The sequence below is a fragment of the Undibacterium sp. GW821-FHT11B02 genome (assembly GCF_058808955.1).
This window is the reverse complement of sequence record NZ_JBXASD010000019.1, coordinates 1-24,019: the sequence shown is the minus strand read 5'-3', so window position 1 is coordinate 24,019 and position 24,019 is coordinate 1. Positions and strand designations below refer to the sequence as shown.

Below are 24,019 nucleotides of genomic sequence, written 5' to 3'. Positions count from 1 at the left end.
CAAAAATGTCCTATTTAATGAGTTTTTCAATAAAAAAGCTATGCCGCAACCTCTTGAACCAAAATTTCCAGAGGCATGCCAAGCCCCTTGTGCAACTTACGAATCATTTGTATCGACAAGCTGCGGTGCCCGTTTAATACCTCACTCGTCTTTGACGGGCTACCAAAATAATCCGTCATATCAGCAGGCCGTAAGCCCTGCATTTCCATTCTGAATTTAATTGCATCGATCGGACTTGGAAGCGTGGCCGGATATTCCACGGCCTCATAAACCTCTACCAGAGTAGCGAGCACCTCCAGCTTGTCACCGTCTGGCGTGCCAACTTCCGGGTCAAGATCCACCAGCCGTGAAACTTCTGCAAGCGCACGCTTGTAATCCTCTTTTGTGTGAATCGGGCGAATGTCCATTTTTTACTCCAGTTCTACTGTGGTTGCATCCACGGCATCATATTCTGCATGGGTGCCAATGAATTTGATATACACCACCCCGATGCGGTAAGCGACGGCAACAATCAAACGATACTTGTTGCCACCAATATTGAAAACCACACGGTTCTTGGCAACAACAATTGCCGCTTTGGTTTAAAAACCACAACTCCGCTATTTTCTGCCGGTTAATTCACCATGAAATGATGCGAAGGCTGACCCGGCATTTTCTTCAGTTCTACTCCTCATTTGCGCGTATCTTCACTCTGCGGCAGACTCCTTGCAAATAATTATTTGCATTTCGCCACAGATGTTCAAATACCACCATCACGCAAGAAAGCACGATGTAGTGCCGAAACGGCACAGTAGCCAAATTACCTCAAAACTATACTCGGTCAAGCCCAGAGAAATTTGTTTATATCGATATACGGTGACATAAAATATTGACATCAGCATCAGTCAAAAACCGTTATTCACCCGGACAAATTTTTTTGAAATTATTAAATGTGTTTCCTGGTACACCATATGTGTGCGAAAGGAAGCTGATTAAAATGCCGGAGTATTTACATGTCAGCACAGATGCAATCAATTGCTGTTGAACCCCACGACATCGCACAGCGACACCCATGGAAGGAAATTTGCGCAGCCAGTATCGGCAATGCACTTGAATTTTATGATCTGCTTATCTATGGCTATTTCGCCATTATTCTGGGCAAGCTGTTTTTTCCGGCAGAAAACGAGACCACTTCTTTACTGCTCAGCGTTGGCACGTTCGGCATTTCTTTTATCATGCGCCCACTAGGCGCGATCATGTTGGGGTCCTACGCTGACCGCGCCGGACGCAAACCATCGTTGACACTGTCCATTACCATCATGATGGCAGGAACAGGGATGATTGCATTTGCGCCGACCTACGCACAAATAGGCATCGCATCCCCCATCATCATTATTATTGCCAGAATGTTGCAAGGCTTTTCCACTGGTGGAGAATTTGGTGCTGCGACCGCGTATATGGTTGAGCATGCAGATGGAAAACGACGTGGTTTTTTCGCCAGTTGGCAATTATCGACACAGGGCCTGGCGACAGTACTTGCTGCGGGCATTAGCGCGCTGCTTAGCTACACCCTGACCGATGCACAATTGAATGACTGGGGCTGGCGACTTGCCTTTGCTTTTGGCTTGCTGGTCGGACCTGTTGGTTTGTATATACGCAACCAGATCGATGAGACACCTGAATTCAAGAAAGTGAAAGCAGTCAAAGCGGAAAGATCACCATTACGCCAAGTGCTGATGCATGACACTGTCAATCTCTTGCTGGGTATCGGTGTGGTTTCAGGTGCAACAGCATTCAATTATGTGCATAAGCTGTATATGCCTACCTATGCGTTGAAACAATTGCATATTCCAGCCACGTCTTCATTTTTGGGTGCCATGATCACAGGCGTGGTACTGATGATTACTGCACCAATGTTCGGGGCAATGTCTGATCGTTTTGGCCGCTTCAAAGTCTTGTCTATTGCACTGCTGCTCGTTGGCCTCACTTCTTACCCGATGTTTTTGATGCTTAATGTGTGGCCTACGGTCACCACCTTGATTGTCGTGCAGTTTTTGGTGGGCTTGCTCATTGCTGCCTGTCTTGGCCCGATACCGGCGATGCTGTCAGATATCTTCCCCACCCATACACGTGGTACAGGGCTGGCACTGAGCTATAACTTTTCGGTCACCATTTTTGGCGGATTTGCACCACTACTTGTCACCTGGATGATTTCAGCTACCGACAACAAGATGGCCCCGAGTTTTTACGTCATGGCGACTTCTGCCGTCAGTGTCGTGGCAGTGTTGGCGCTTGCCCGGCGCATGAAACGCAAAACCCTGGTTTAAGCCACTCAATTTACCACCCTTAAAACCCCCCTTAATTTACCGCTCCTATTGATTGCCCATTTTCCTGCATTGCAGGCTGGGTACCCCTTTGTCTTTTTTTGGAATTATTTACATGAAAACCCTGGATCAGATTCGCGCCGGATTACCTGTTTATCCCATCGAGGTCGAATTTCCTGACATTTCAAGATGGCAGAAAAGCAATACCGGTGTGGATTACATCCATACTTTTGACAGTGGTATTGCTGGCCCACACGTCATGGTCATGGCGCTCACACATGGCAACGAAGTCAGTGGTGCAATTGCCGTCGATGCCTTGTTGCGTCTGAGACCAAAACCCTTGAAGGGCCGTATCACGCTCGGTTTTGCCAACGTTGCTGCTTATCTCAAATTTGATATCAATGACCCGGATGCCTCCCGCTTTATTGATGAGGACATGAACCGTGTCTGGTCAGCGTCAAAGTTAGACGGTATGGACGACAGTGTGGAATTGCGCCGTGCGCGCGAGCTCAGACCCATCATCGACAGTGTTGACTATCTGCTCGACATTCATTCCATGCATGAAGAGTCTCCACCGCTGATGATGAGTGGTCCGCTGAAAAAAGGTCTGCGCTTCGCAGCACAAATTGGTGTGCCTGCCCATGTGATTGCCGATACGGGTCACCTCAACGGGAAGCGCATGCGCGACTATGGCGGGTTCGGCGAAGTCAACAGCCCCAAAAATGCGCTGTTGATAGAAACAGGTCAGCACTTTTCTTCTGCCAGCAAAGACGTTGCGCTGGATATCGCCTGTCGCTTTCTGGCGGTGACAGAGGTGATGGAAATAATGCATTTGGCCCATTTACTGAAACTGGCTTATCCAGTTAAGCAGCGGTTTTTGCATGTGACAGAGCCGGTCATCGCCAGAACGATGGACTTTTCATTCAGCAAAGATTTTCGCGGACTCGAAGTAATTGAAACCGCAGGAACAACCATTGCAACAGATGGTGATCTTGCCATTCGCACGCCGTACGACGATTGCGTCATTGTTCAGCCGTCATTGCGACACCTTGGCCCCAATGTAACGGTGATGCGTCTGGCAAAAAAAATCCCCGACAACGAAGTGTCAGCCGACTCGCCTACACAAACTAGCTGATCCGCTCATGTTGCGGACCAGAGCAGCGTCCTGAAATACCGGCCAATTTTCACCCCATGTTCCAAGCGTTTCTTCCAACAATTACTTATACAAGGTCATCCTATGAAAGCCAGTCTTTTTACCATTGCCACATTAATTTCAGTCGCTGGCTTAGCACAAGCCCAATCAAACGTCAGTATTTACGGCGTAGTTGATAATGGTATCGTGCATGAAAACAATGGCAGCACGTCTGTCACCAGAATGGACAGCGGCATTCTCAACAGCAGCCGCCTTGGTTTTAAAGGCAGCGAAGATCTGGGCGGCGGACTAAGCGCCCTATTTCAATTGGAAAGTGGGCTTAGCAGCGACACTGGCGCACAAGCAGATGCTGCCAGGTTATTTAATCGTCAGGCATTTGTAGGCATCGCAGGTAGCTTTGGCGCAGTGCGTATGGGTCGCCAGGTCAATCCGGTTTATGCCAACAACGCCACTTTCGATCCCTTCAGAATTGGCATGGCAGGCGATTCGTCACGTCTGTTCAGCTATAACGGCAGCCGCACTGACAATCTTCTCACCTACAGCTACACCGCGAACGGTTATCGTGGTGAATTGCAATATGGTGCTGGTGAAGTCGCTGGCAATACCAGTGCGAACAGCACGATAGCGGGCTTTGCAGGCTATCAGAGTGGGCCTGTGGATATTGTGGTGACACACCAGAATATCCGGAATGCGGCCGATACCAACGCAACCAGGATGACCCTGGTAGGTGGTAATGTGCAAATTGCCTGGGCTACTTTGTATCTTGCCTATGCATGGGAAAAAGGCGTCGTACTCGGCACCACCAGCCCGCTTGATCAGCGCGATCTTCTGCTGGGTGCAAGAGTAAAAGCGGGCGAGGCCGGGACCGTTGTTTTCTCATATATCAAAAAAACGGATAAGGCCGTGCTCAATGCAGACGCAGAACAGCTTGCCATTGGCTATATTTACGATCTGTCAAAACGCACAGCCTTGTACAGCAGTTACGGGCAGTTGCGCAATGATGGTGCTGCAAAATACAAAGTACTGACTGGCGGTGCAACTGACAAAGTATTGAACATGGGTGTGCGTCACTATTTTTAAGCAATGCAGGCTAGCCTGAAATTTCAGCCCGGAATTTCATCCTGTCAGCTTGAGTGCCATGCATCGGTACTCAAGCTCAGGTCTGCTCACATGCATACGCGGGCAAGCTATATGTCACCAAAATTCTCAAGGTATATATTCATGAAAACATTAAAATGGCTCCTCCTTTCCTTCATGATGGTTTTCTTTGCCCCTGCTTTTGCTGCAGAAACTGCTGAAGATGCCATTACTATTGTCAACAAAGGGCTGGCTTACCTTGATGCACATGGCAAAGACGCGTTGATCAAAGAAGTCAACAATAAAAATCCGCTGTTCATCAAAGGGAATGTCTATCTTGCCTTGCGCGCCATGGATGGCACCACCATTGCCCACCCTGTCAATCCCCGGGTAGTCGGAAAAAATATGGTGGTATTCCCGGATGCAGACGGAAAATTCTACCGGAAAGAAATCCTCGACGTAGCAAAAACCAAAGGCAAGGGGTGGGTGGATTATCGCTACAATAATCCGGAAACCAAAGAATTGGAAAAGAAGGCAACCTATTTTGTACGTAGCGGCGATATGATACTGGAAGCAGGTATCTACAAAGGCAAGTAAGCATGTAATCATGCCGTAACTGATTACTACCCTGGGGTCTCAACATGCAATTGACATGGCTGGAAGATTTTGTTGAACTGGCACGCACGCGCAGCTTTTCGCGTGCGGCTGAAAATCGCTTTGTTACCCATCCCGCATTCGGACGGCGTATTCGTGCGCTAGAAGAATGGGTAGGTGCAAGTCTGGTAGAACGCAAGCAGCCTGTGTCACTTACACCGGCGGGCCTGCTCTTTCTTGACGCAGCAATACATACCCTGGACGTACTCAACGCCACCAAGGCGCAAGTACAAGATACCGCCAGCCGCCAGGACGAAACCTTGCGCATAGCGACCGGACGCACCCTGGCAAATACCTTTTTCCCTGACTGGTATGAATCTGTCAACCGGCGGTTTGGCCCATTTTCTGTCTCGCTCACCACCAGTGGCGCACAAGAGGCGATCAAACACCTGTCAGCTGGTGATGTCGACTTGCTGGTAAGCTATTCAAGCCCAGCCACACGTCTATTGCTTGACCCAAGACAATTTGAAACAATGACGCTGGAACGTGAATTGCTGGTACCCGTCAGCGCACCAAATGCACAAGGGCAGCCCAAATTTCGCATCTCCGTTTCTGGTAGCTCGCCAATTCCATGGTTAGCTTATTCTACGTCGCTGACATTGCGCGGCGTGCTGGCAAAGCATCTTTCTGAACTACCCCGGAAACTTGCTTTGCAAACGGTATTTCAGGCAGACTCTTACGAATCCATATTGGAAATGGCAAAGCGTGGTGCTGGTGTCGCGTGGTTGCCGCAGCGTCTGATTCTGGACGACAGAAAGCAAGGCAACTTGATGATCGTCGGTGACGCCAGCATGCGTGTCAGCTTTGATATCTCTTTATGTCGCTTGCGTAACAGTGCACATCCAATTGCTGAAAAGATTTGGAATGGTCTGCTGTCTGACTCGGGCGTATATAAATAAGCCATGGCCTGTTCATCACTAAGGCCTAGCAGCATAATATACTGAACAGTTCATTCAATAAAATGTCCTCCAGCACCAATCACGGTCACCGTTACAAAGTGTGAACCATTATGGTTACCCGCAGCAAAATTGATGGGAAAGTCACCGCAGTTCCAGTCATGCATGGATTCCAGTGATTTAGTCAAAGCTGCCCGTGTAAGCTTGTTGCCTGTGCGTCTAAGCGCCTCCACCATCACCTTTGCGGCAATAAAGCCTTCAAGTGAAACGTGGCTTGGGGTCATCTTCAGCGATGAGTTGGTCGTTGCATTCAGCGTCGTCTGATATTCACGGGCAATTTGTGTCTTGCCATTGAATGGCGATGGCACCACCTGTGATAAGACCAGACCCCTGCTTTCTTCGCCCAGCTCTGCCACCAGTTGATGTCCTGCGATCAGACTGCGGGCAAAATATTGCACGGGCTTGGCAATCGCTGCCTTATTGAATTGTTGAATGAAATGAACTGCATCTTTTCCTGACACGCCCAATATCACCGCATCCGGACGAGCCTGCACCAGTACATCGATATTCTTGTGAAAATCGCCTGACTGCAAACTAATTGATGTGCTCACCAGTGGCACCAGCTTGAGCATTTGTATCTTGCCAGCCAGCTCTTTTTCAAGGGCGGCACCAGATGCGCTTTCATAACGTATCAAAGCCACACGCTTTAATCCCATGATGGAAAATTGCTTGATCAAGGTATCAAGCTCAGCAGAAAAACTGGCGCGCGTCATAAACAGATAGGGATTAAAAACAGTAAAAAGCTCATCATTACCCGCATACGGTGCTACATACGGCACCTGTGCCGCTGTGGCTATAGGTAAAGACACTTTGACCGTATTGGTAAACATATGCCCGAACAAGGCAAGTACGCCATATTGCGTAATCAGCTTTCGGGTATTTTCTTCTGCCTGCTTCGGTACATAGCCATCGTCAAAAGTCAGCAGCTTGATTTGATGACCGTTGATACCGCCCTGCCGATTGATTTTTTCAAAATAAAGCAACGCACCATCACGATAAGCCTTGCCCAACTCGCTAAAGCTACCAGTCAAAGGGGCAGACTGCCCGAGCACAATGTCCTCTGGTGCCGGATTATCGGCAAATGCCTGTGCGCCCCCGGTCAACAAGAGTGCCGATGCCAGCATGATTTTCAGAAGAAGATTTCTTGAACGCACAATGAGCTCCATCAACATTATCGGGAGACCAGGTAAAATTTTTTGCTAAATCATTTCTGTCTCAGACCAAGAGAAAGTATAAAAGGCGGGAGATGCACCCCATTGCCGATTAGGCACACACTTGTGCTTAATAACAGGGAAAATTGAGGATGAGCGAACCCGGATAAGGTCTGGTGTAAATTCAGCAGCCATTGCGACGCATGTCGCTATTCATGAACGACCTGACGGTAGTTGTTTGCTTGCGTCATCCGTCGGCGCGGGTATGACAGAAGCAGCGGCAGGACCGAGCCTTAATTGGTATTGATACCGTTCTCACCCAGACAGCGCTGAACTGCATCAAAACCATCGCAATGAAAGGCTTTGATGCCCAGTCTGGTGGCCGCCTGCACATTGGCCATCGCATCATCAAAAAACCAGACTTCATCTGGACGCATGCCACACAGCGCCAGAGCCTTTTCAAAAATGGCGGAATCGGGTTTGGTGACGCCCAACAGATGAGATGACATGGGCACATCAAAGTCTTGCCTTATCGTGGCGAATTTCTCCCAATGTAAGACATTGCAATTGCTGAGGCAGGCAAGCTTGTAGTGTTGCCGTAAAGTGGCCATTGCAGCTTGTGCCCCAGCGTAATAAGCACGTGGCCAGGTGATGAATTCGGCGATGAAAGCCTGTTCATCCATGGGTAACGACCATTCCTGGATAAAGCGGCTGGCAAATTCCTGCGGTCCGATTTTGCCTGATTCTAAACCACGCACTGCCGATGACTGTAACCATTTATCCTTCAATAAAGGTAATGCCATGGCTTGTGGCAGCAGAGTTTGCAAACGGCTGAAGGTGTCGTTTTCAATCAGGACACCACCCAGATCAAACATCAACAGCTTTGGCCGCAGCGCTACCTGCTTCATGACGATTTCAATCATTGGCGGCAGGCTTTTTGAGCATGGCGATATCACCTGTCTTTGGCGGCTTTTGCGCCTGCAAACGCTGTTCCAGCAATTTCAGCCGTGCACGTATCTGTGCACCAACCGCTATTTGCGGGTTGGAATAACCATCTGACTTGCCCGCGACTTCTTCACGCTGTTTGATGATGGGGCGAGCTGCTGCATGGGCTGCTTCAAATGACAGGGTTTGCTTGCGCAACTGTTCGTCATACATGGCACGCCCAAAAAATGTCAGGTCGGATTTGCTGCCACAACCGTATGAGGTATGGTCCGCATCTGATGCGGTCATCACCAGGGTATTTTCATCTGACAACGGTGCCACCCAGTTGCCTGCATAACAGGCAGAAATAGAAATGACGCGGTATTTGACACCGGCATCATCCAGCCATTGCTTCAAATCTGTCGGGGTCACGGGATTGACGGTCAGTGGCCACATACCAGCTGACAATTCGCCGTCACTGGCACCATGCGAAGACAGGTGCATGAACAGGATGTCTTCATTCACGTCCATGCGCGTAGCAATATGCGCAATGGCTCTTTGCAGGTTCAGCGGTGTGGCCCAGGGCAGCGATGCCATGGTGCCAGGGTTATTCGCCAGTTGCAGGCTGCGCCCCTGCGCATCAAAACGCTGGGCCATCACCTGCGAGACCATGCTGGTTTCATTCAGGAAGACATTTTCTTCACCGTAAGGGGCAAAGGTCAGGCTGTACAAATCTATTGTACCTGGTCTTTGTGGCTGTATTTCGGCCAGTTTTTGAGTCAGCAATGCGGCCTGTTGCTCAAATATTTCCTGCGTGATTTCCGGGGATTTGTCGCTTGCGTCTTCATTGGATTTGGCGGATTGACGCGGATACCAGAAGGTCATGGAGCGCGTGCTTAAATCCAGCCCGCACGCCACCAACATTACCGTTATAACGGACAGCATTATCATCTTGCGGCGATCACTTGCTCGCCACCAGAACAGCAGTTGTATCAGCAAGATCAGAAAAGGGGGTAGTATATAAACCAGCCACTGCATGCGCCAGCTCAAACCAGTCAAGTCATACCAGCCCACCCGGATCAGCAACGCAGCGACAGAACACACTGCCACATTCAACACCAGCGTCTGCGCCAATGCCAGAGTGAATAAACGGCTGGCATCCGGTGCCATAGAAGAGGATGTCTGGCGCTGATGCAAGCTTAAACGGACTGGCCGCAAGCGATAACACACCCAGGCAAGTGCAGCAAAATAAAACCAGCCAGACGCAAATACCTGCCAGTAAAACTGTGCAGGCCCAATGATCATCACGCGCTGCACAGCAATGTGCGTCAACAGATACAAGATCATCAATCCAGCAATCAAGCCCGGCGAAGCAGGCATGCCATCCCAGCGCGGCACACGACAGACGCTGACACGCAAGGCTTCTGTCAACAAGCGCTGCATGGATGACGCATTCACGCCCCCTTCTTCTGCATCATGATCAGGCTTATCATCTTGACTGCCCAACTGGTCATCATTACTGGCACTAACGGGTAAAAATTCTGACATTCACTATCCTGTTGTGACAAAATTGATTGAAGGATGGGGTATTGCTATAGCGTTAGACAAATACCGGCTCCACTTCCAGCATCACGCCAAACTTCGCCAGCACATCGGCCTGCACCGCACTGGCCAGCACCCGCACGTCGGCACCGGTGGCACCGCCACGGTTGACCAATACCAGCGCCTGTTTTTCATATACACCTGCGCGCCCCAGTTGCTTGCCTTTCCAGCCACACTGGTCTATCAGCCAACCGGCGGCCAACTTATAATCACCCGTGCTTTGCAAATGGCTGACCAGTTTGGGGTGGACCTCTAGCAAACTGTCGCGTTTTGCACCAGATACCACCGGGTTTTTAAAGAAGCTGCCTGCATTACCTATCTGCGCCGGGTCAGGCAACTTAGCCTGGCGTATCGCGATGATAGCGTTGCTGACATCGACGGGGGCAGGATCGCTGATGTCGTGCTGACTTAAATATTGCGCTACATCAGCATACGCCAACCTGGCTTGCCACGGCTTGGGCAAGGCAAAACGCACCGCCAGGATGACCATGCGGTCTTTGTATTCGTGTTTGAAGATGCTGTCGCGGTAAGCAAAACGACAAGCTGCCTTGTCCAGTTGCACCGTCTCGCCGGTCACAAAATCAAAGGCTGTCAGACTGTCGAAGACATCCTGCATTTCCAGCCCGTAGGCACCAATGTTCTGTATCGGCGCTGCGCCGACCGTGCCAGGGATGAGTGACAGGTTTTCCAGCCCGGCCAGACCTTGTTGCAAGGTCCACAAGACAAATTCATGCCAGTTTTCACCAGCAGCGGCCTCCACCAGCACATGTTCATCATTGTTATCAATGATGTGCCTGCCTTTCAGGCACATTTGCAGGACCAGTGCATCCACCTGGTCCGACAGCACCAGGTTGCTGCCACCGCCCAAAATCAGGCGCGGCATGGTACTTAACATGGGGTCATCCAACACGGCATGCAGTTGCGCCGGGCTTTCCACCTGCAAAAACTGGCGGGCACGGGCGGCAATACCAAAAGTATTCAGGTTTTGCAGAGGATAATCTGTCTGAAGTGTAGATAAATTCGTCATATACCCGAAATTATAGCCTTAGCGCTCTTTAGCTTGCTTGCATTTGCTAAAATGCCGTTACCAGTTACTTATAGGACTGACTCAAAATTGCCCCCAAAGCCTTGTAGCACCTTGGAGGGCCTGTTTTGGCCAGGTCCTCAATTAATATTTTTAGCAAGGAAGCAAAATGCCCTCATTTGATACCGTATCCGAAGCCAACATGGTGGATGTCAAGAATGCCATTGACCAGACCAATAAAGTGGTCACCAACCGCTTTGACCTCAAAGGCAGCAGCGCCAAGGTAGAGCAAAAAGACCGTGAACTGACCATTTATGGCGATTCCGAATTCCATCTCGACCAGGTCCGTACCGAATTGACCATGACCCTGGCCAAACGCAATGTCGATGTACGTTTCCTGGATCTGGGCAAAATCGAAAAAATTGGTGGCGACAAGGTCAAGCAAGGCATCAAGGTCAAAAACGGCATAGAAACCGAAGATGCCAAGAAAATTGTCAAAGCTATCAAGGACAGCAAGCTCAAAGTGCAAGCCAGCATCCAAGGCGATTCGGTACGTGTCACCGGTGCCAAACGTGATGATTTGCAGGGTGCCATGGCCATGCTGCGCAAAGAGATCAAGGATTTACCGCTGGAATTTAACAACTTCAGGGATTAAGCCATTATGCGCCTGACACATGTACCGGGTTTATCAGGTCGCAAGACCCTGCTGGCAATGGCCACCGCGTTGCCCTTGCTGACCACAGCAGGAAGCAGTCTGGCGACTGATATCGACGTGGTTGGCCTGTTTCCAGGCAAAGCCATCCTGGTCGTGGACGGCGCAGCACCCAAGACCTATTCCGTCGGCGCCACCATCAATGGTGACACCAAACTGGTCGATGCCGACCGTGAATCGGCCACCGTCATCATCAACGGTAAACGCCAGGTACTGATCATCGGTCAGGCGGTGCACCATTCTGCCGCCAGTTCCAGCAGTTCGGTCGTGCTGAGAGTTGGCGACCATGGCCATTTCATCGCCCGTGCCGTCATCAACGGCGTCAGCGTCAACATGCTGGTCGACACTGGTGCCAGCCTGATCGCCCTGCCTGCCAGCGAAGCCGTTAAAATAGGCTTGAAATACAAAGAAGGCCGCCCCGGCCGCGCCAACACTGCCGGTGGCATCGTGGACACCTATCTGGTCAAGATTGACACCATCAAGGTCGGTGATGTCGAATTACATCAGGTCGAGGCTTCCGTCATCGAAAATGGCCTGACCACCCCCCTACTGGGCATGTCCTTCCTCAACCGCATGGATATGCGCCGCGAGGGGGATCAGATGACGTTGACGAAGCGGTTTTGAGTAAACGCGAATCTTGGGTCAACCGGACTTCATCAACAAGGGTGAATAGCATCAAGATTTAGTGCATTCGTCATTTTTTTGCGAACACCGTTTTATAGTGGAATCTGATCGTTACCAATTAGATTTCTGCTGTGATTCTCCAATTGGAGATTAAAGTGCATTCTTGCTATCGTTAATAAATTCTTCCCTAGTTATCACTTTCAATTTCGCCTTATCGGTCAGTGGATCTTTTAGTGTTTTCACATGGTCCGCCCCCATGGCGATCATTTCGTGATCCCCCCAACCGTCTTTCTTCTTATTGAGGATAACGGTCAACATGGCCAAATCCCGCATTGCTAAAGTTTCCCCCTTCTCGCCCTCTTGCCCTATTTCATTAGCAGCATCTTTCCGCTCTTCCAGGCCACCAATCTGAGGTTTATACTCCATCTCGAATAAATTCCTCAATTGAGGAACAAGATTTTTACTTCTTCCAGCGATCTCTTTTTCTTTATTTTTTATTGCACCGGCATCTTTGTTCAGTGCTGCATACAAGTCCCGCACTTTCAGCATCGCCTCCCACCACTGATGCAGGGATTTTTTTGCTTTTTTAACCAATTTAACTGCTGCTGGTTTGTCTGACTCCTTAATGTACTTATCTGCTTCTTCATCAAACTGTGCTTTAACTCTTAACATCGTGTTTATTGAACTGTAAGCCACGTCTGAATTTTCACCTAATATGACTTTTACGCGTCGCTCATTTTCATAATAGGGCCTTTTGTGCACGTCTTTACCTTTGACTCTGGCATTGGCGTATTTCCCTAGCCATACTGAAGCCGTTTCCGTTTCGTGGCTCGATTTTTTAGTAGGTTGCATACTTTCAGCTGGATGAAATACCACACCAAACATCGTCTTGGCGATCACGGATTCCATTGCTGTCTTATGAAAACCAGTAACGCCATCAGGTTTCTGCGCTGCATTCTTTGACTTGATAGGAATGACACCATTACTCTCATGCAGAATGCTGCCCTTACGATTACTCTCTATCATGATGGGCGTCACTTTAGTCGCATGGTTTTCCGCCAGCACAAAAGGCGTTCCAGGATTAAATGGAAGTCGGTACCACAAGCCCAGGGATGGAAACAGCCCACAATTGACTGGCTGCCCAGAAATATGATCCTGGAATTCAGCGACGTTAGCGTACTGCCTTTTCCATAAATCTGATGACAATTCTTTCGCCTTGGGCTTGTCTACAGGAGTGAACGTGTGTGGTCTATTCGTTCCCATGTTGTGAATTCTTTCCGTCCCTTCCTGATAGGAATAAGGCTGATTCTCAATCATCAACTTTTTTTGCACACTGCCTTGACCAACAGGCACAAAATTATTTCCTTGCTTGAACTTGGGCGAGGCATTTTCTGTAGCAGGCATTGCCACCATTTGCAGTGCCTGCGCCCCCATGACATCGGCCTCCGCTTCCAGCCCGGCATCATCATTGACAGGTATTGCGCCCTTCATTTGCATGGTCGGGCGCACTCGCCCTTGTGCCTGCTGCACGACGTGCCAGGCCTCATGCGGCAAGTGTTTTTCCTGGCCTGGCGCAACGTGGATATCGCTGCCTTGCGCATACGCATGGGCATTCAATTGCGCTGGTTGTGCAGAGTTATAGTGCACCCGCACATGATCCATACTCATACCAGACAATGATTCGATACCAGCCTTGAGCTGGCTTGGCATGCCGGTTTTATTTGCTACGGATGCTGGTGCTTGTTGTTGTGTAGCGGTGAATTTGGCTTGTAGCAAGTCGCTATGTGCCTTGAGTTGCATGGATTGCGGACTATTATCAGCCTTTTTTTGCAACCGTCCTTGCGCTAAAGCTTGAGGACTATTGTTCGCACGCTCTTGTAACTGTCTATGCGTCAACGCTTGCTGGCGAGTATCAACAACCGTAGCTACGCGCTGACTGGTTGGTAGCGACAGGTGCTGCAGTGTTGGCTCATGTTGATTGTGCTGTTGGCTCGCTTGCTGTAATGGTGTGGTGTTACGCATCGCTTGCCTCACAGAATCATAATACGCCTTGGATTTACTGCCTATTTTATAACCTTTCTGGCAGAGACAAGTAACTTTATCCCGTTTCGACTCTATACCCGCCCATTACTCAAGTCACTGTGGAATATTGCCTATGCGAAAAAATCATGCTTCTATGCGGATAAAGAATACATTGACCGACAAGCGGACATAACATCAGTCTGAAGCAAACAAGGAATTTTTCACAATCAGCGGACAGGCAGATCTTGACTCAATCTGCATTAAGCCATCGTATCCAGTCTCTCGAAATTTGAGCCGGCAAGCACTTTTAATCGTACTTTTAAATGGGAAAAATCATGTCACTCCATAAAATAAAATTTGTTTCGTTATTCCTGGCATCGCTTTTAATTACTAGTCATGTAGTGGCTCAAGAAATGGATCCCGTACTGAAAAAAATAAAAAGTACTGGGACGGTTGTGATTGGGCACAGAGAGTCTTCTTTACCCTTTTCTTACACCAATCCCGAACACAAGCCAATCGGGTATTCGCTGGATTTGTGTGCGCATATAGTTGACGCAATCAAAAAAACACTTTCCATGCCAGACATCAAGGTGAATTATGTTTCGTTGTCTTCTAGCGACCGTATTTCTAAGGTGGCAGATGGCTCAGTGGATATGGAATGCGGGTCGACGTCGAATTTGAAAGAGAGACAAAAGATCATAAAATTTTCTAACTCTATCTTTTTTGTTGATACGAAAATTCTTGTCAAATCAAACTCTGGAATTAAAAGTATTGATGACCTGAAAGGCAAAAGAGTCGTCCTTAATCAAGGTGCTCAAGGTGCTTTGCATTTAACAAAATTAGATGCACAAAAACATCTGGGCATCCAATATATAAAGTCACATGACAATGATGATTCATTCAAAGCTTTGGCAAGTGGAAAAGTTGACGCATTTGTACATGACGATGTCCAACTGGCCATTCTTGCGGCGAATTCCGCAGATGCGAGTGGATACGCCATGTTAGACGTTTCACTGGCGCGGGATCCAATAGGAATAACCATGCGAAATGACAGTGAGCAATTGGAAAAAATCGTAAATACTGAACTGGCTAATTTATACAAGACCGGGGAATTGAACAAAATTTACGCGAAGTGGTTTGTCACTCCCAAATTAAAATTTCCAATGAGCGATGCATTAAAAGCCGCAATGAATAATCCTAACAATGCCGCAATCAATTAGGGCGCGTGAACATTCAAGCGATCCAGATCCGCTCGATGGAGAGTTAGACTTCACGGCCCTGGACGCACATCACGAGGGTGACCGTCACCTATTTGCCTTTGTAGATGCCAGCTTCCAGAATCACATCATCCTGCTTAAAAAAGTAGGTCGATTTCTTTTCGATCTGGCCATTGGCCGGATTGTTGTAGCGGTAGTCCACCCATCCCTTGCCTTTGGACTTTGCCTGATCAATGATCTCTTTGCGAAATAGTTTTCCATCGGCGTCAGGAAGCACGACCATGTTCTTTCCAACTAATTTGGGATTGGTTGGGTGTGCCAACTGGGTGCCGTCCAAGGCCCGCACTGTCAGATAGGTGTATTCATTAATGAACGCAGGGTTTTTCTCATTGACTTCCTTGATGAGCGCTTCTCTCCCATTCTTTTGCATGTACGCGACACCCTTGTCCACCATCGCCACGGCAGCGGCGGCTGTGTCCGCGGCCAACGCCGGTATGGCGGGCAGCGCGGTTGCGGCAAACAGTACCGATATGATTATATTTCTCATGCTGCTATTGACCTCCAAAACTGAGTTTTACCAATTGAAATCTTGGCCCTCTGGGCAAACAATACCGACGGCACGCTGAACAAAATTGTGGCGCTATGTTGTTGCTGTATTGGTGAGCATTCATATGCTCACCAATATCGGAGCGAAAACTGTTTACCGGCCAGATTAAAATTTGAATCGAAAGCCTGTACCAAGCTCATACGCACTATTAAATCCGTGCGTGAAACCGTATTTAAAACCACCACTCGTCTGAACAAGATCCATCGCTACATAGAGATCTATCTGCTTATCCCATCGATAAAATGCTGCGGTATAAAATGTATTCATCTTGCCATCTGCCGCATTTGTTACAGCACTGGTATCGGCATTCACACCTAAAGTATTTCCGTTAGCGGCATAGCCCGCATTTTTTGCTTTGATATTGTAGTAACCAAAGTCAAATTGCATATTACTCAGAGAGACCGGCGTAAATGTAATGGACGTAGTGAAAACATCATCCTTTCTTTTCCCCACAACGGATTGGTCGGTACTGTTATTGAAATAGCCTGCGCGAACCAGGACCTCGGGCGAGAGTTGCAAATTACCACCAAACCCTATAACTTGATGTATGAATCCACCCACATCAGCTCTGCTCAACGTGCCACTTACGTTCCAGGTACCGCCGTTATAAGCGAGTGCCAAGGCAGTGGTTGTGCCCGTTGTATATGACCCAGGGCTGTATCCGCCGCCGCCATTAAACTGATGCGCCATACCGGCAACCCAGGGGCCCATTTTTTTCTTCCAAACGACAGCACTATCGTACCGCGTACCATTCGCTCCGCCCGCATAATTAATCATGTATTGCATTTGATTATTATTGTTCCATCCGCCCTCATCCAGACCAACTTCACGAGAGCCGAAGGCCTCACCCCAAGTCTGGGCGAAATCACGCGGCAATGTATTTTGTCGACCAAATGTGATTTTCCCCAAACTTTCACTTTGCACACCAACCCAGGCATCACGATTAAACAACACATTATTCGTGTCAAGATTCCCGGTTGGCAATTCAAACTCATTTTCAAGTCTTCCAATGACTTTGAGTCCGCTTACCTTATCAATGACGTGGGACGCATCAATACCAAACCGATTGCCGCTCATCCAGGAAACCACAGGAGCCGTTCCACGGTTACCCGTTTTATCAGCATGATTTTGTGTCGCAAACGTCGCATCAAGAATGCCATAGAGGGATACTGTCGTATCGCCATTGAGCAATTGCATGGAAGGCGGATAAGCAATCGTTACAGGTGCAGGGGCTGCCACATCCGGTGTGGCTTGGGTAGATTTTTCACGTGCATTCTCGATATTGGAAAGCCGTTCGCTTAACAAGCGAATTTGTGCTTTCAAATCGGACACATCATCTGCGTATGCTGGAAACGCCGCACAAATGGAAATGGATAAAGCAGTACAAGTAAAAAATAATTTCATAAGTCCCCTTTGCTCTGTTTGATATTTTTTATCGATTCTTTTAGATGAAAACGAATCGCGTCTCAGATTTACTAATTGGTTAAAAAATTAGCATGATCAATATCGCAAAGAAAAATACATAGGGTAATTAGAGATTTCCTCATTGTGGTGTTCCACAATGGGGAAACCACCAATGCATTAAAGTAAATTTTGAAGGAGAATCATTGAAAAAATATGGAGTAACACAGCAAGATCTCATCCGGTGAATTCTTTGGATCAGTACTGGTGTGATATGAATCTAATTGAATAAAACGAGACATGCCATGCTGCACATTGTAAGTGCTGACAAAAAAAATTATCCCCTATCCACTTTTAAAAAAGTCTTCCAGGAAATACCGTACTGCACTTACGAATCACTTTCGATATTTCAATTAAGTCTCAACGATGATTTCTTATTTAATAGCAACGGGGATTGTCTCGTGATAGAGGCTCAAAAAAATATTGGCAATGCCTTATCGTTATTTACCATTCTTTTAGAAAAAAAATTAGCCACGACTTTCCCTACCATCTTCATTTCAAATCACATTCGTGTTGAAGATGCTGTGAATCTCTTAAGGAGAGGTGCGTTCGATATTTTTCAAAATTCCTGCGAAGAAGAAAAACTGGTTGCACGCATTAAAGAGGGGCTTCTTAAATCCAAAATTGCTCAGTTGAATGTTAAAAATCAAGATTTATTTAAGACTTTGTCACCCAGGGAAAATGAGGTATTGGCGTTGCTCTTTAAGGGATGGTCGAATAGTAAAATAGCGAGCGAACTAGGAATCAGTGTCAGAACAGTAGAAGTACACCGAGCCCATATTTTTTTTAAAATGAATGTCAAATCACTCGTCGAACTGGCGTTAATCCAAGGCCGCACAGAGATGAGATGAAGCTATTCTATTTTCTGAAAATAAGGATATTGTATTGATTTCATTAATGTTGCTATCATTGGCTGCGTCGCTCCAAGCAATAGCGGGCTGATAGATGTGCAGCGTGCCAGGCCATGGTTTTGATTGATATTTTGACGCTCAACAGGTGTGCGATTACGTTAAGCTGATCGCACACACGCAGGCTGGCACGGGATCCCATTGGAATAGCCATGCGAAATGACAGTGAACAATTGAAAAAAATCGTTAATATCGAACTGGCTAATTTATATAAGACCGGTGAATTGAATAAAATTTACACGAAATGGTTCGTCACACCTAAATTAACATTTCCAATGAGCGAAACATTGAAAACCGCAATGAATAATCCTAACAATGCGGCAATCAATTAAGGCGTGTGAACATTCAAGCGATCCAGGACCGCGCGAAGAAGAATTTAAACTTCACGGCCCTAGATGCACATCGCCGCTATTAAGTTTGGAAAATGCGTCCGGCAAAATGTAGTTGCCGCTATTTGTATCTTTTTCACTATTACGCCGGATCCATCCAACCAGGCGATTGAACCATTTTCCAGCATCGGGCGGCTTTCGATGCGTGTGCTTGCCATCAAACCAGTCAGTTTCGTAATAAATTCTTCCCCGTTTTATACCTCCGCTGGCGCGAGCGCAAGTGTTCCACTGGAAGGCTGGCGAGTCGCCCCCACCCACCATAGTCCACGGCTTGAAAATGCGATGTGTCATTTGAGGCATGGGATCATTTTCGATATCTTTAACGGCCAGACTGCACCAGTCTGTGCGCCGAATCAGAATGACCCACTGCGCCTCTGCGTCGGGAATCCACTCGTTCAATTCCTTAGCGACCGGGCGTTCACCTAATTCCAATGCACGTTCCGTCCAAACCACGTCATCTTGATGGAGACGATCAATGAACATCGTCTCGTCTTTCCCCGTCATCCAAAAATTGATCTGAACACCCATTGCCTAGCCCCCTGCCGCATGAAATATAGAGATTTGTACTGTACATTTTTAGGACTATGTTGAACAAGAAAATAAATTCTATATGCGTTGCTTAAAGACCTGCCAATCAAACAAAACACCGAACGGCGATAATACAACGAGTTCTGGAGATTCAAGAATCATCAAGCCGATTGACGGACCAAGCGGCAATACGCCTCCGTTCTCGACACGACCAGGCTTAGAGGCCAGTGACGGTGATTCGCTAGAGAGTTGCGCTATTTAGCGGAAAGAAGTTGCGGCAGCTTCTGCTCCCTAAATGCATCGACAACAAAATCAACAAAGGCGCGCGTCTTCACTGGCAACAGTTTCTGACTGGTGAAATACAAGGAAATCGCTCCGACATCGCCATACCAGTTTGGCAGCAATCGCACCAGTGTGCCAGTTTCCAGATGGGGAGCAGCGTGTGGAACTGGTATCAAGCCAACACCAAGGCCCAGCAGCACGGCGCGACTGAGGGCATCCGGATCGTTGACCAGCATGATTGGCTGCTGTTTTGCCGTGACTTCGACGCCAGCGCTATTGCGCATGATCTGCGTCCGCATACGACCAGTCAATGGAGAACGCATTACCACATTGGGGAACCCGGCCAGTTCAGATGGATCTTTCGGATGGCGTTTGCCCTGCAATAGCGCTGGCGATGCCACCGCAATCAAATGTATTTGCGCCAGTTCGCGCGCCACCATACCCGGCGGCAGCTCAAAACCTGCACCAATCGCCGCATCAAAGCCGCCTGCGATCAGGTCCAGTGGGCGGCTATCGAAAACCCAGTCAGGTGTCACGCCCGGATATCGCTTGAGAAACGCGGGCATAAGAGGTAACAGATAATCCATGCCAAATCCCGGGGCAGCACTCAGCTTCAATACGCCAGCCGGTTGCCCGGCATTGACCTTGATGTCGGCAATTGCTCCCTGGATTCTGTCGAGACCACTCTGAACCGATTGCTGAAAACGTTCACCCGCCTCAGTGAGGGTCAGGCCACGCGTGTTGCGCAGGAAGAGTCGCACGCCAAGGTTGCGTTCCAGAAGCGCGACGTTCCGGCTCACTGCTGCTGGCGTCAAGCCCAGCCGACGTGCCGCAGCAGAAAAGCTGCCGCTCTCTGCACTACGGACAAAGGACTCCAGATTGGCGAGCGTTTCCACGGTTTTACTTTCAAGTAATGATTGAAACTGATTATAGCCGATTACCACTAACGCTATAAACTACCGGGGACTAAAATTCAACTCGTCAAACAACTTATTGACTTAACTCTAAAGGAAATATCATGACTATCGGCATCATTGGCTCAGGCGCACTCGGCTCCAACTTCGCCCGCATTCTTGCAAAAAAAGGGATCTCTGCCACCATATCCAACAGCCGTGGACCGGCTTCACTGACAGATCTGGTTAAAGAGTTAGGGCCATCCATCAAGGCTGGAACAGTGGAAGAGGCAGCAAGCGCCGACATGGTGTTGGTCGCGGTCCGCTGGGTCGATGCAGAGAAAGTGCTGGGCAGCCTGCCGGCGTGGGACGGTCGCATTGTGATCGATGGCACGAACCCGGTGGAATTCTTCGATCCCGCAACATCGCCAGATGCGAACGACCCAAGCAATCCGCTCGCCGCTTATGGCATCAAGGCGGTCAATCTTGGTGAAAAGCACTCGAGTCAAATCATTCAGCAATTGGTTCCTGGTGCACGGGTCGTCAAGGCATTCAACCACAACGACGTCAATGTACTGAAGGAGCCGGAGGTGGCAGGTGGCAAGCGCGTATTGTTCTACTCGGGTGATGACGCTGCCGCAAAAGCCGAGGTGCGCGGGATTATGGAAACCGCCGGCTTCTTCCCCGTTGATCTTGGCGTGCTCAATGTCGGCGGGCCGCTGGCCTCGCTGCCTTTCGGCCCGCTGTCGACGCACAATTTCATCCGTATCTAATTGAAATCGTACGCTCACCCAGCAGACACTGTCAGTAACTGCTGGTGAGCGTAGCGGCGCTTATGAGATAAGCATTTGGTCACAGCCGTCTTAAATGACCGGAACAACCTACCGCATAACGAAATTAAATAATTTCAATACGCTTCCTTCAAGCGCCTTTGCTTGACTGCATCGGCCAGACCTTCGAGCACCTTGATGCTGGAATCCCAGTCTATGCAGCCGTCGGTGACGGATTGGCCATAGACCAGTTCTTTGCCTTGCACCAGGTCCTGGCGACCGGCGACGAGGTGGGATTCGATCATGACGCCGACAATGCGGGTATCGCCATCAGCGATTTGTTTGGCGATGTCAGCACAGACGGGGACCTGGTTGGCCGGGTTCTTGGAGCTGTTGGCGTGTGATGCATCAATCATCAGGCGTGATGCCAGGCCGCTGTTGGCGATGTCTTTGCAGGCGGCATCGACGCTGGCTGCATCATAGTTAGGTGTTTTGCCACCGCGCAGGATGATGTGGCAGTCTTCATTGCCATTGGTGGAGACGATGGCAGAATGGCCGCCCTTGGTGACAGATAAAAAATGATGCGGCTGTGACGATGCCTTGATGGCGTCAACGGCGATTTTGACATTGCCATCGGTACCGTTTTTGAAGCCAACCGGGCACGACAGGCCGGATGCCAGTTCCCTGTGTACTTGTGATTCGGTGGTGCGGGCACCGATTGCGCCCCAGCTGATGAGGTCCGCGATGTATTGCGGGCTGATCACGTCAAGGTATTCAGTACCGGCAGGCAGACCCAGTTCATTGATGTTGAGCAGCAGTTCACGGGCGATGCGCAGGCCGTCGTTGATGCGGAAGCTGTTGTCGAGGTAAGGGTCATTGATCAGACCTTTCCAGCCGACGGTGGTGCGTGGTTTTTCGAAATACACGCGCATGATGATTTCCAGTTCACCGGCAAAACGGCCACGCTCGGCGGCCAGTCTGTGTGCATATTCCATCGCTGCCTTGGTGTCATGGATGGAGCATGGGCCGATGACGACCATCAGTCTGTCATCCTGACCGTGCAAAATACGATGCAAGGCTGTGCGGGCATTGGCTGCAGTTTCAGAAGCCTTGTCGGAGCAGGCAAATTCACGGATCAGGTGTGAAGGTGGAACCAGTTCTTTCATCTCGCGTATACGTAAATCGTCGGTGCGCTGCATGTTAACTCCTGTCAGATACTAAAAAATTAAAATAAGAAAATTTGAAAACCTAAAATCTCACCACGGAGGCACAGAGGGAGCACAGAGTCAATTCAAGAAACCCAAAAGGGTTCATTGTCCATCTCACTTACTCGCTCTTCTCTTGCCTTTCTCTGTGTCTCTGTGTTGAGAGGTCTTGCTTTTTATGCGTTACGTTTATTCCGTAAAATTAAGGCAAAAAAAAACCGCCTGATCGGGCGGTTTTTTAGAATTTTGGTTTAGCGCTTTTTCTTCGTGTGCTTACCGTCTTCCCACCGCCGTTGGCTTGGAATAGCTAAAGTAAAAGAAGAAAAAGAAAACAATGTGTTTCATATCAATTTATATATCGATTGCTGATCAAATAATTGTTTTTGCCTTATTTTGCCCATCGGTATGAGCAGTTCCAATCAATAGTGCATCAAAATCAGGCAATTTGCAAGGATGTTGCCGTTATTTGCTTATTCTATATGCTTATTTTTTCCACAAAGGGGGTGGTTCTGGCGGAATATCCCCCCCTTGTATGGGGTAGGCACCGGGTACCGGGGTTTTTCTTTCGATAGCGGCAACTTGCGGCGCGTTGCGGTTCATCCAGTTGCGTAATTCATTCAGGTTGGCGGCGATATCGGCACGGTTGGGGCTGAGGCGATTGGCTCTTTCCAGCAGGTTCAGGGCTTTTTCTGTATCGCCCTGGGCAGCCAGTGCCACGGCCTGGTTGTTAAGGGCAGAGGCATCAAAAGGATTGACCTTGGCGGCTTCGGCAAATTTTTTGCTGGCGTCACTGGTATTACCTTCTGCCAAAAGCTTGCGGCCATCGGCATTCGGATCCTGTGCCAATGCAGTCGCTGACAAGGCCAGCAAACCTGCACCCAGCACGGATGCCAGGCTTGATGGCGAGGAAAATAAGGAGGTGATGGTTTTCACGATTTAATTTCCGGAATAATAAGGTTTAGGAACCAGCGGCGGGAAGGCGACTGGTGTCTTTCTGGTTTCGAAGCTATAGCGCAGATACACTGCCGCTGCCGCATCGTTGAAGTCTCCCGAGTTGTCTGCCGTGATCCGTCCACCCAGGAACAAATGGGGGGTCAGTTGGTATTCTGCCGCGCCGTTGAGCTTGAAGGCAAATGCCGATCTGGTTTGGCCCGGATACGTCGTCGGGATGTTGATGGTGGGGTTGGCTGCCGCAAATTGTTCGAGCTCGGCCTGCTCTGCCGGTGAATTGGGGTAGTACGGCGCTTCGAGTTCTCTGAAGTGTTGCATGCCTAGTGTGGTGCCAAGCTGGTAGGCAAACTTGCCTTTGCGTCCGGCTATTTCAAACGGGATGCCCATGGCAACATAGGATTTGGGGCTGAAGTAGCCACCATGTCCGTAGGTGAAGTAGCGCAGGTTCTTTTGGTAGAAGAAGGAGGTCAGTCCTAGCCCGGTGGTGAAGCTGAAGTCTTTGGTTTTGTAGGCGCGCCAGTAGGCTCCGGCGCCAAATTCGGCCATGGTGTTTTTGGCGACGTTTTTACCGGTTAAACCGTAGTAACCGAGGCTGGCGTAGACGCC

At 49.0% G+C, this 24,019-nt stretch carries 23 protein-coding genes and 1 pseudogene; 10 read left to right on the top strand and 14 right to left on the bottom strand.

What is annotated here, in order from left to right; all coding sequences use genetic code 11:
- Nucleotides 1–38: 38 nt before the first annotated feature.
- Together AC1RVX_RS27700 and AC1RVX_RS27695 are read right to left on the bottom strand one after the other, a co-directional pair.
- A complete protein-coding gene (locus AC1RVX_RS27700; RefSeq protein ID WP_493219818.1) occupies nt 39–407 on the bottom strand; it encodes a helix-turn-helix domain-containing protein in 369 nt (122 codons plus the stop codon).
- A 3-nt stretch (nt 408–410) separates the two neighbouring features.
- Nucleotides 411–563, bottom strand: a pseudogene (locus AC1RVX_RS27695) (type II toxin-antitoxin system HigB family toxin); the annotation flags it as partial.
- 429 nt (nt 564–992) lie between these two features.
- Here AC1RVX_RS27695 and AC1RVX_RS27690 point away from each other — a divergent pair.
- From AC1RVX_RS27690 to AC1RVX_RS27670, 5 genes are all read left to right on the top strand, one after another.
- A complete protein-coding gene (locus tag AC1RVX_RS27690) occupies nt 993–2,306 on the top strand; it encodes an MFS transporter (protein WP_493219817.1) in 1,314 nt (437 codons plus the stop codon).
- Between the two features lie 112 nt (nt 2,307–2,418).
- A complete protein-coding gene (locus AC1RVX_RS27685; protein ID WP_493219816.1) occupies nt 2,419–3,438 on the top strand; it encodes a M14 family metallopeptidase in 1,020 nt (339 codons plus the stop codon).
- A gap of 102 nt (nt 3,439–3,540) precedes the next feature.
- Nucleotides 3,541–4,536: a porin gene (locus tag AC1RVX_RS27680; protein WP_493219815.1), complete on the top strand. Its 996-nt coding sequence runs from the start codon at nt 3,541–3,543 to the stop codon at nt 4,534–4,536.
- Between the two features lie 141 nt (nt 4,537–4,677).
- Nucleotides 4,678–5,130, top strand: a complete 453-nt coding sequence (locus tag AC1RVX_RS27675; protein ID WP_493219814.1) for a cache domain-containing protein — start codon at nt 4,678–4,680, stop codon at nt 5,128–5,130.
- 44 nt (nt 5,131–5,174) lie between these two features.
- A complete protein-coding gene (locus tag AC1RVX_RS27670; protein WP_493219813.1) occupies nt 5,175–6,086 on the top strand; it encodes a LysR family transcriptional regulator in 912 nt (303 codons plus the stop codon).
- A 50-nt stretch (nt 6,087–6,136) separates the two neighbouring features.
- On the opposite strand, the gene AC1RVX_RS27665 is transcribed toward AC1RVX_RS27670, so the two are convergent.
- The 4 genes from AC1RVX_RS27665 to murB all read right to left on the bottom strand — a co-directional run bounded on the left by AC1RVX_RS27665 (nt 6,137) and on the right by murB (nt 10,847).
- The gene (locus AC1RVX_RS27665) at nt 6,137–7,297 is read right to left on the bottom strand and encodes an ABC transporter substrate-binding protein (RefSeq protein ID WP_493219812.1); all 1,161 of its coding nucleotides are present in this window, start codon (nt 7,295–7,297) and stop codon (nt 6,137–6,139) included.
- Between the two features lie 290 nt (nt 7,298–7,587).
- Nucleotides 7,588–8,202: an HAD-IA family hydrolase gene (locus tag AC1RVX_RS27660; RefSeq protein WP_493219811.1), complete on the bottom strand. Its 615-nt coding sequence runs from the start codon at nt 8,200–8,202 to the stop codon at nt 7,588–7,590.
- A gap of 7 nt (nt 8,203–8,209) precedes the next feature.
- The gene (locus tag AC1RVX_RS27655) at nt 8,210–9,766 is read right to left on the bottom strand and encodes a C13 family peptidase (RefSeq protein ID WP_493219810.1); all 1,557 of its coding nucleotides are present in this window, start codon (nt 9,764–9,766) and stop codon (nt 8,210–8,212) included.
- Nucleotides 9,767–9,818: 52 nt separating this feature from the next.
- Entirely contained in the window at nt 9,819–10,847 is a 1,029-nt protein-coding gene (gene murB / locus AC1RVX_RS27650; RefSeq protein ID WP_493219809.1) for a UDP-N-acetylmuramate dehydrogenase, read from the bottom strand.
- Between the two features lie 166 nt (nt 10,848–11,013).
- On the opposite strand from murB, the gene AC1RVX_RS27645 reads away from it, so the two are divergent.
- The gene (locus AC1RVX_RS27645; protein WP_186949744.1) at nt 11,014–11,499 is read left to right on the top strand and encodes a YajQ family cyclic di-GMP-binding protein; all 486 of its coding nucleotides are present in this window, start codon (nt 11,014–11,016) and stop codon (nt 11,497–11,499) included.
- Between the two features lie 6 nt (nt 11,500–11,505).
- On the top strand, nt 11,506–12,180 hold the full coding sequence (locus AC1RVX_RS27640; protein ID WP_493219808.1) for a retropepsin-like aspartic protease family protein: 675 nt from the start codon (nt 11,506–11,508) through the stop codon (nt 12,178–12,180).
- Nucleotides 12,181–12,330: 150 nt separating this feature from the next.
- Here AC1RVX_RS27640 and AC1RVX_RS27635 read toward each other — a convergent pair whose 3' ends face one another.
- The gene (locus AC1RVX_RS27635) at nt 12,331–14,202 is read right to left on the bottom strand and encodes an eCIS core domain-containing protein (protein WP_493219807.1); all 1,872 of its coding nucleotides are present in this window, start codon (nt 14,200–14,202) and stop codon (nt 12,331–12,333) included.
- A 335-nt stretch (nt 14,203–14,537) separates the two neighbouring features.
- Here AC1RVX_RS27635 and AC1RVX_RS27630 point away from each other — a divergent pair, with 335 nt between their 5' ends.
- Entirely contained in the window at nt 14,538–15,422 is an 885-nt protein-coding gene (locus AC1RVX_RS27630) for an amino acid ABC transporter substrate-binding protein (RefSeq protein WP_493219806.1), read from the top strand.
- 88 nt (nt 15,423–15,510) lie between these two features.
- On the opposite strand, the gene AC1RVX_RS27625 is transcribed toward AC1RVX_RS27630, so the two are convergent.
- Nucleotides 15,511–15,966 (bottom strand): cache domain-containing protein, encoded by a 456-nt coding sequence (locus AC1RVX_RS27625; RefSeq protein WP_493219805.1) that lies wholly within the window; start codon nt 15,964–15,966, stop codon nt 15,511–15,513.
- Between the two features lie 165 nt (nt 15,967–16,131).
- Complete coding sequence (locus tag AC1RVX_RS27620; RefSeq protein ID WP_493219804.1) at nt 16,132–17,430, bottom strand: porin; 1,299 nt, start codon at nt 17,428–17,430, stop codon at nt 16,132–16,134.
- A 302-nt stretch (nt 17,431–17,732) separates the two neighbouring features.
- Between AC1RVX_RS27620 and AC1RVX_RS27615 the strand changes: the two genes are divergently transcribed.
- The gene (locus AC1RVX_RS27615; protein WP_493219803.1) at nt 17,733–18,338 is read left to right on the top strand and encodes a response regulator transcription factor; all 606 of its coding nucleotides are present in this window, start codon (nt 17,733–17,735) and stop codon (nt 18,336–18,338) included.
- Between the two features lie 440 nt (nt 18,339–18,778).
- On the opposite strand, the gene AC1RVX_RS27610 is transcribed toward AC1RVX_RS27615, so the two are convergent.
- Complete coding sequence (locus AC1RVX_RS27610) at nt 18,779–19,312, bottom strand: hypothetical protein (protein ID WP_493219802.1); 534 nt, start codon at nt 19,310–19,312, stop codon at nt 18,779–18,781.
- A 254-nt stretch (nt 19,313–19,566) separates the two neighbouring features.
- Nucleotides 19,567–20,490 (bottom strand): LysR family transcriptional regulator, encoded by a 924-nt coding sequence (locus AC1RVX_RS27605; protein ID WP_493219801.1) that lies wholly within the window; start codon nt 20,488–20,490, stop codon nt 19,567–19,569.
- Nucleotides 20,491–20,612: 122 nt separating this feature from the next.
- Between AC1RVX_RS27605 and AC1RVX_RS27600 the strand changes: the two genes are divergently transcribed.
- Nucleotides 20,613–21,260: an NADPH-dependent F420 reductase gene (locus AC1RVX_RS27600; protein WP_493219800.1), complete on the top strand. Its 648-nt coding sequence runs from the start codon at nt 20,613–20,615 to the stop codon at nt 21,258–21,260.
- A gap of 134 nt (nt 21,261–21,394) precedes the next feature.
- Here AC1RVX_RS27600 and aroG read toward each other — a convergent pair whose 3' ends face one another.
- From aroG to AC1RVX_RS27585, 3 genes are all read right to left on the bottom strand, one after another.
- The gene (gene aroG, locus AC1RVX_RS27595) at nt 21,395–22,456 is read right to left on the bottom strand and encodes a 3-deoxy-7-phosphoheptulonate synthase AroG (RefSeq protein WP_493219799.1); all 1,062 of its coding nucleotides are present in this window, start codon (nt 22,454–22,456) and stop codon (nt 21,395–21,397) included.
- A 489-nt stretch (nt 22,457–22,945) separates the two neighbouring features.
- Entirely contained in the window at nt 22,946–23,395 is a 450-nt protein-coding gene (locus AC1RVX_RS27590) for a tetratricopeptide repeat protein (RefSeq protein ID WP_493219798.1), read from the bottom strand.
- Nucleotides 23,396–23,398: 3 nt separating this feature from the next.
- Nucleotides 23,399–24,019: cellulose synthase subunit BcsC-related outer membrane protein (locus tag AC1RVX_RS27585; protein ID WP_493219797.1), on the bottom strand; the 621-nt coding region annotated here is incomplete at its 5' end.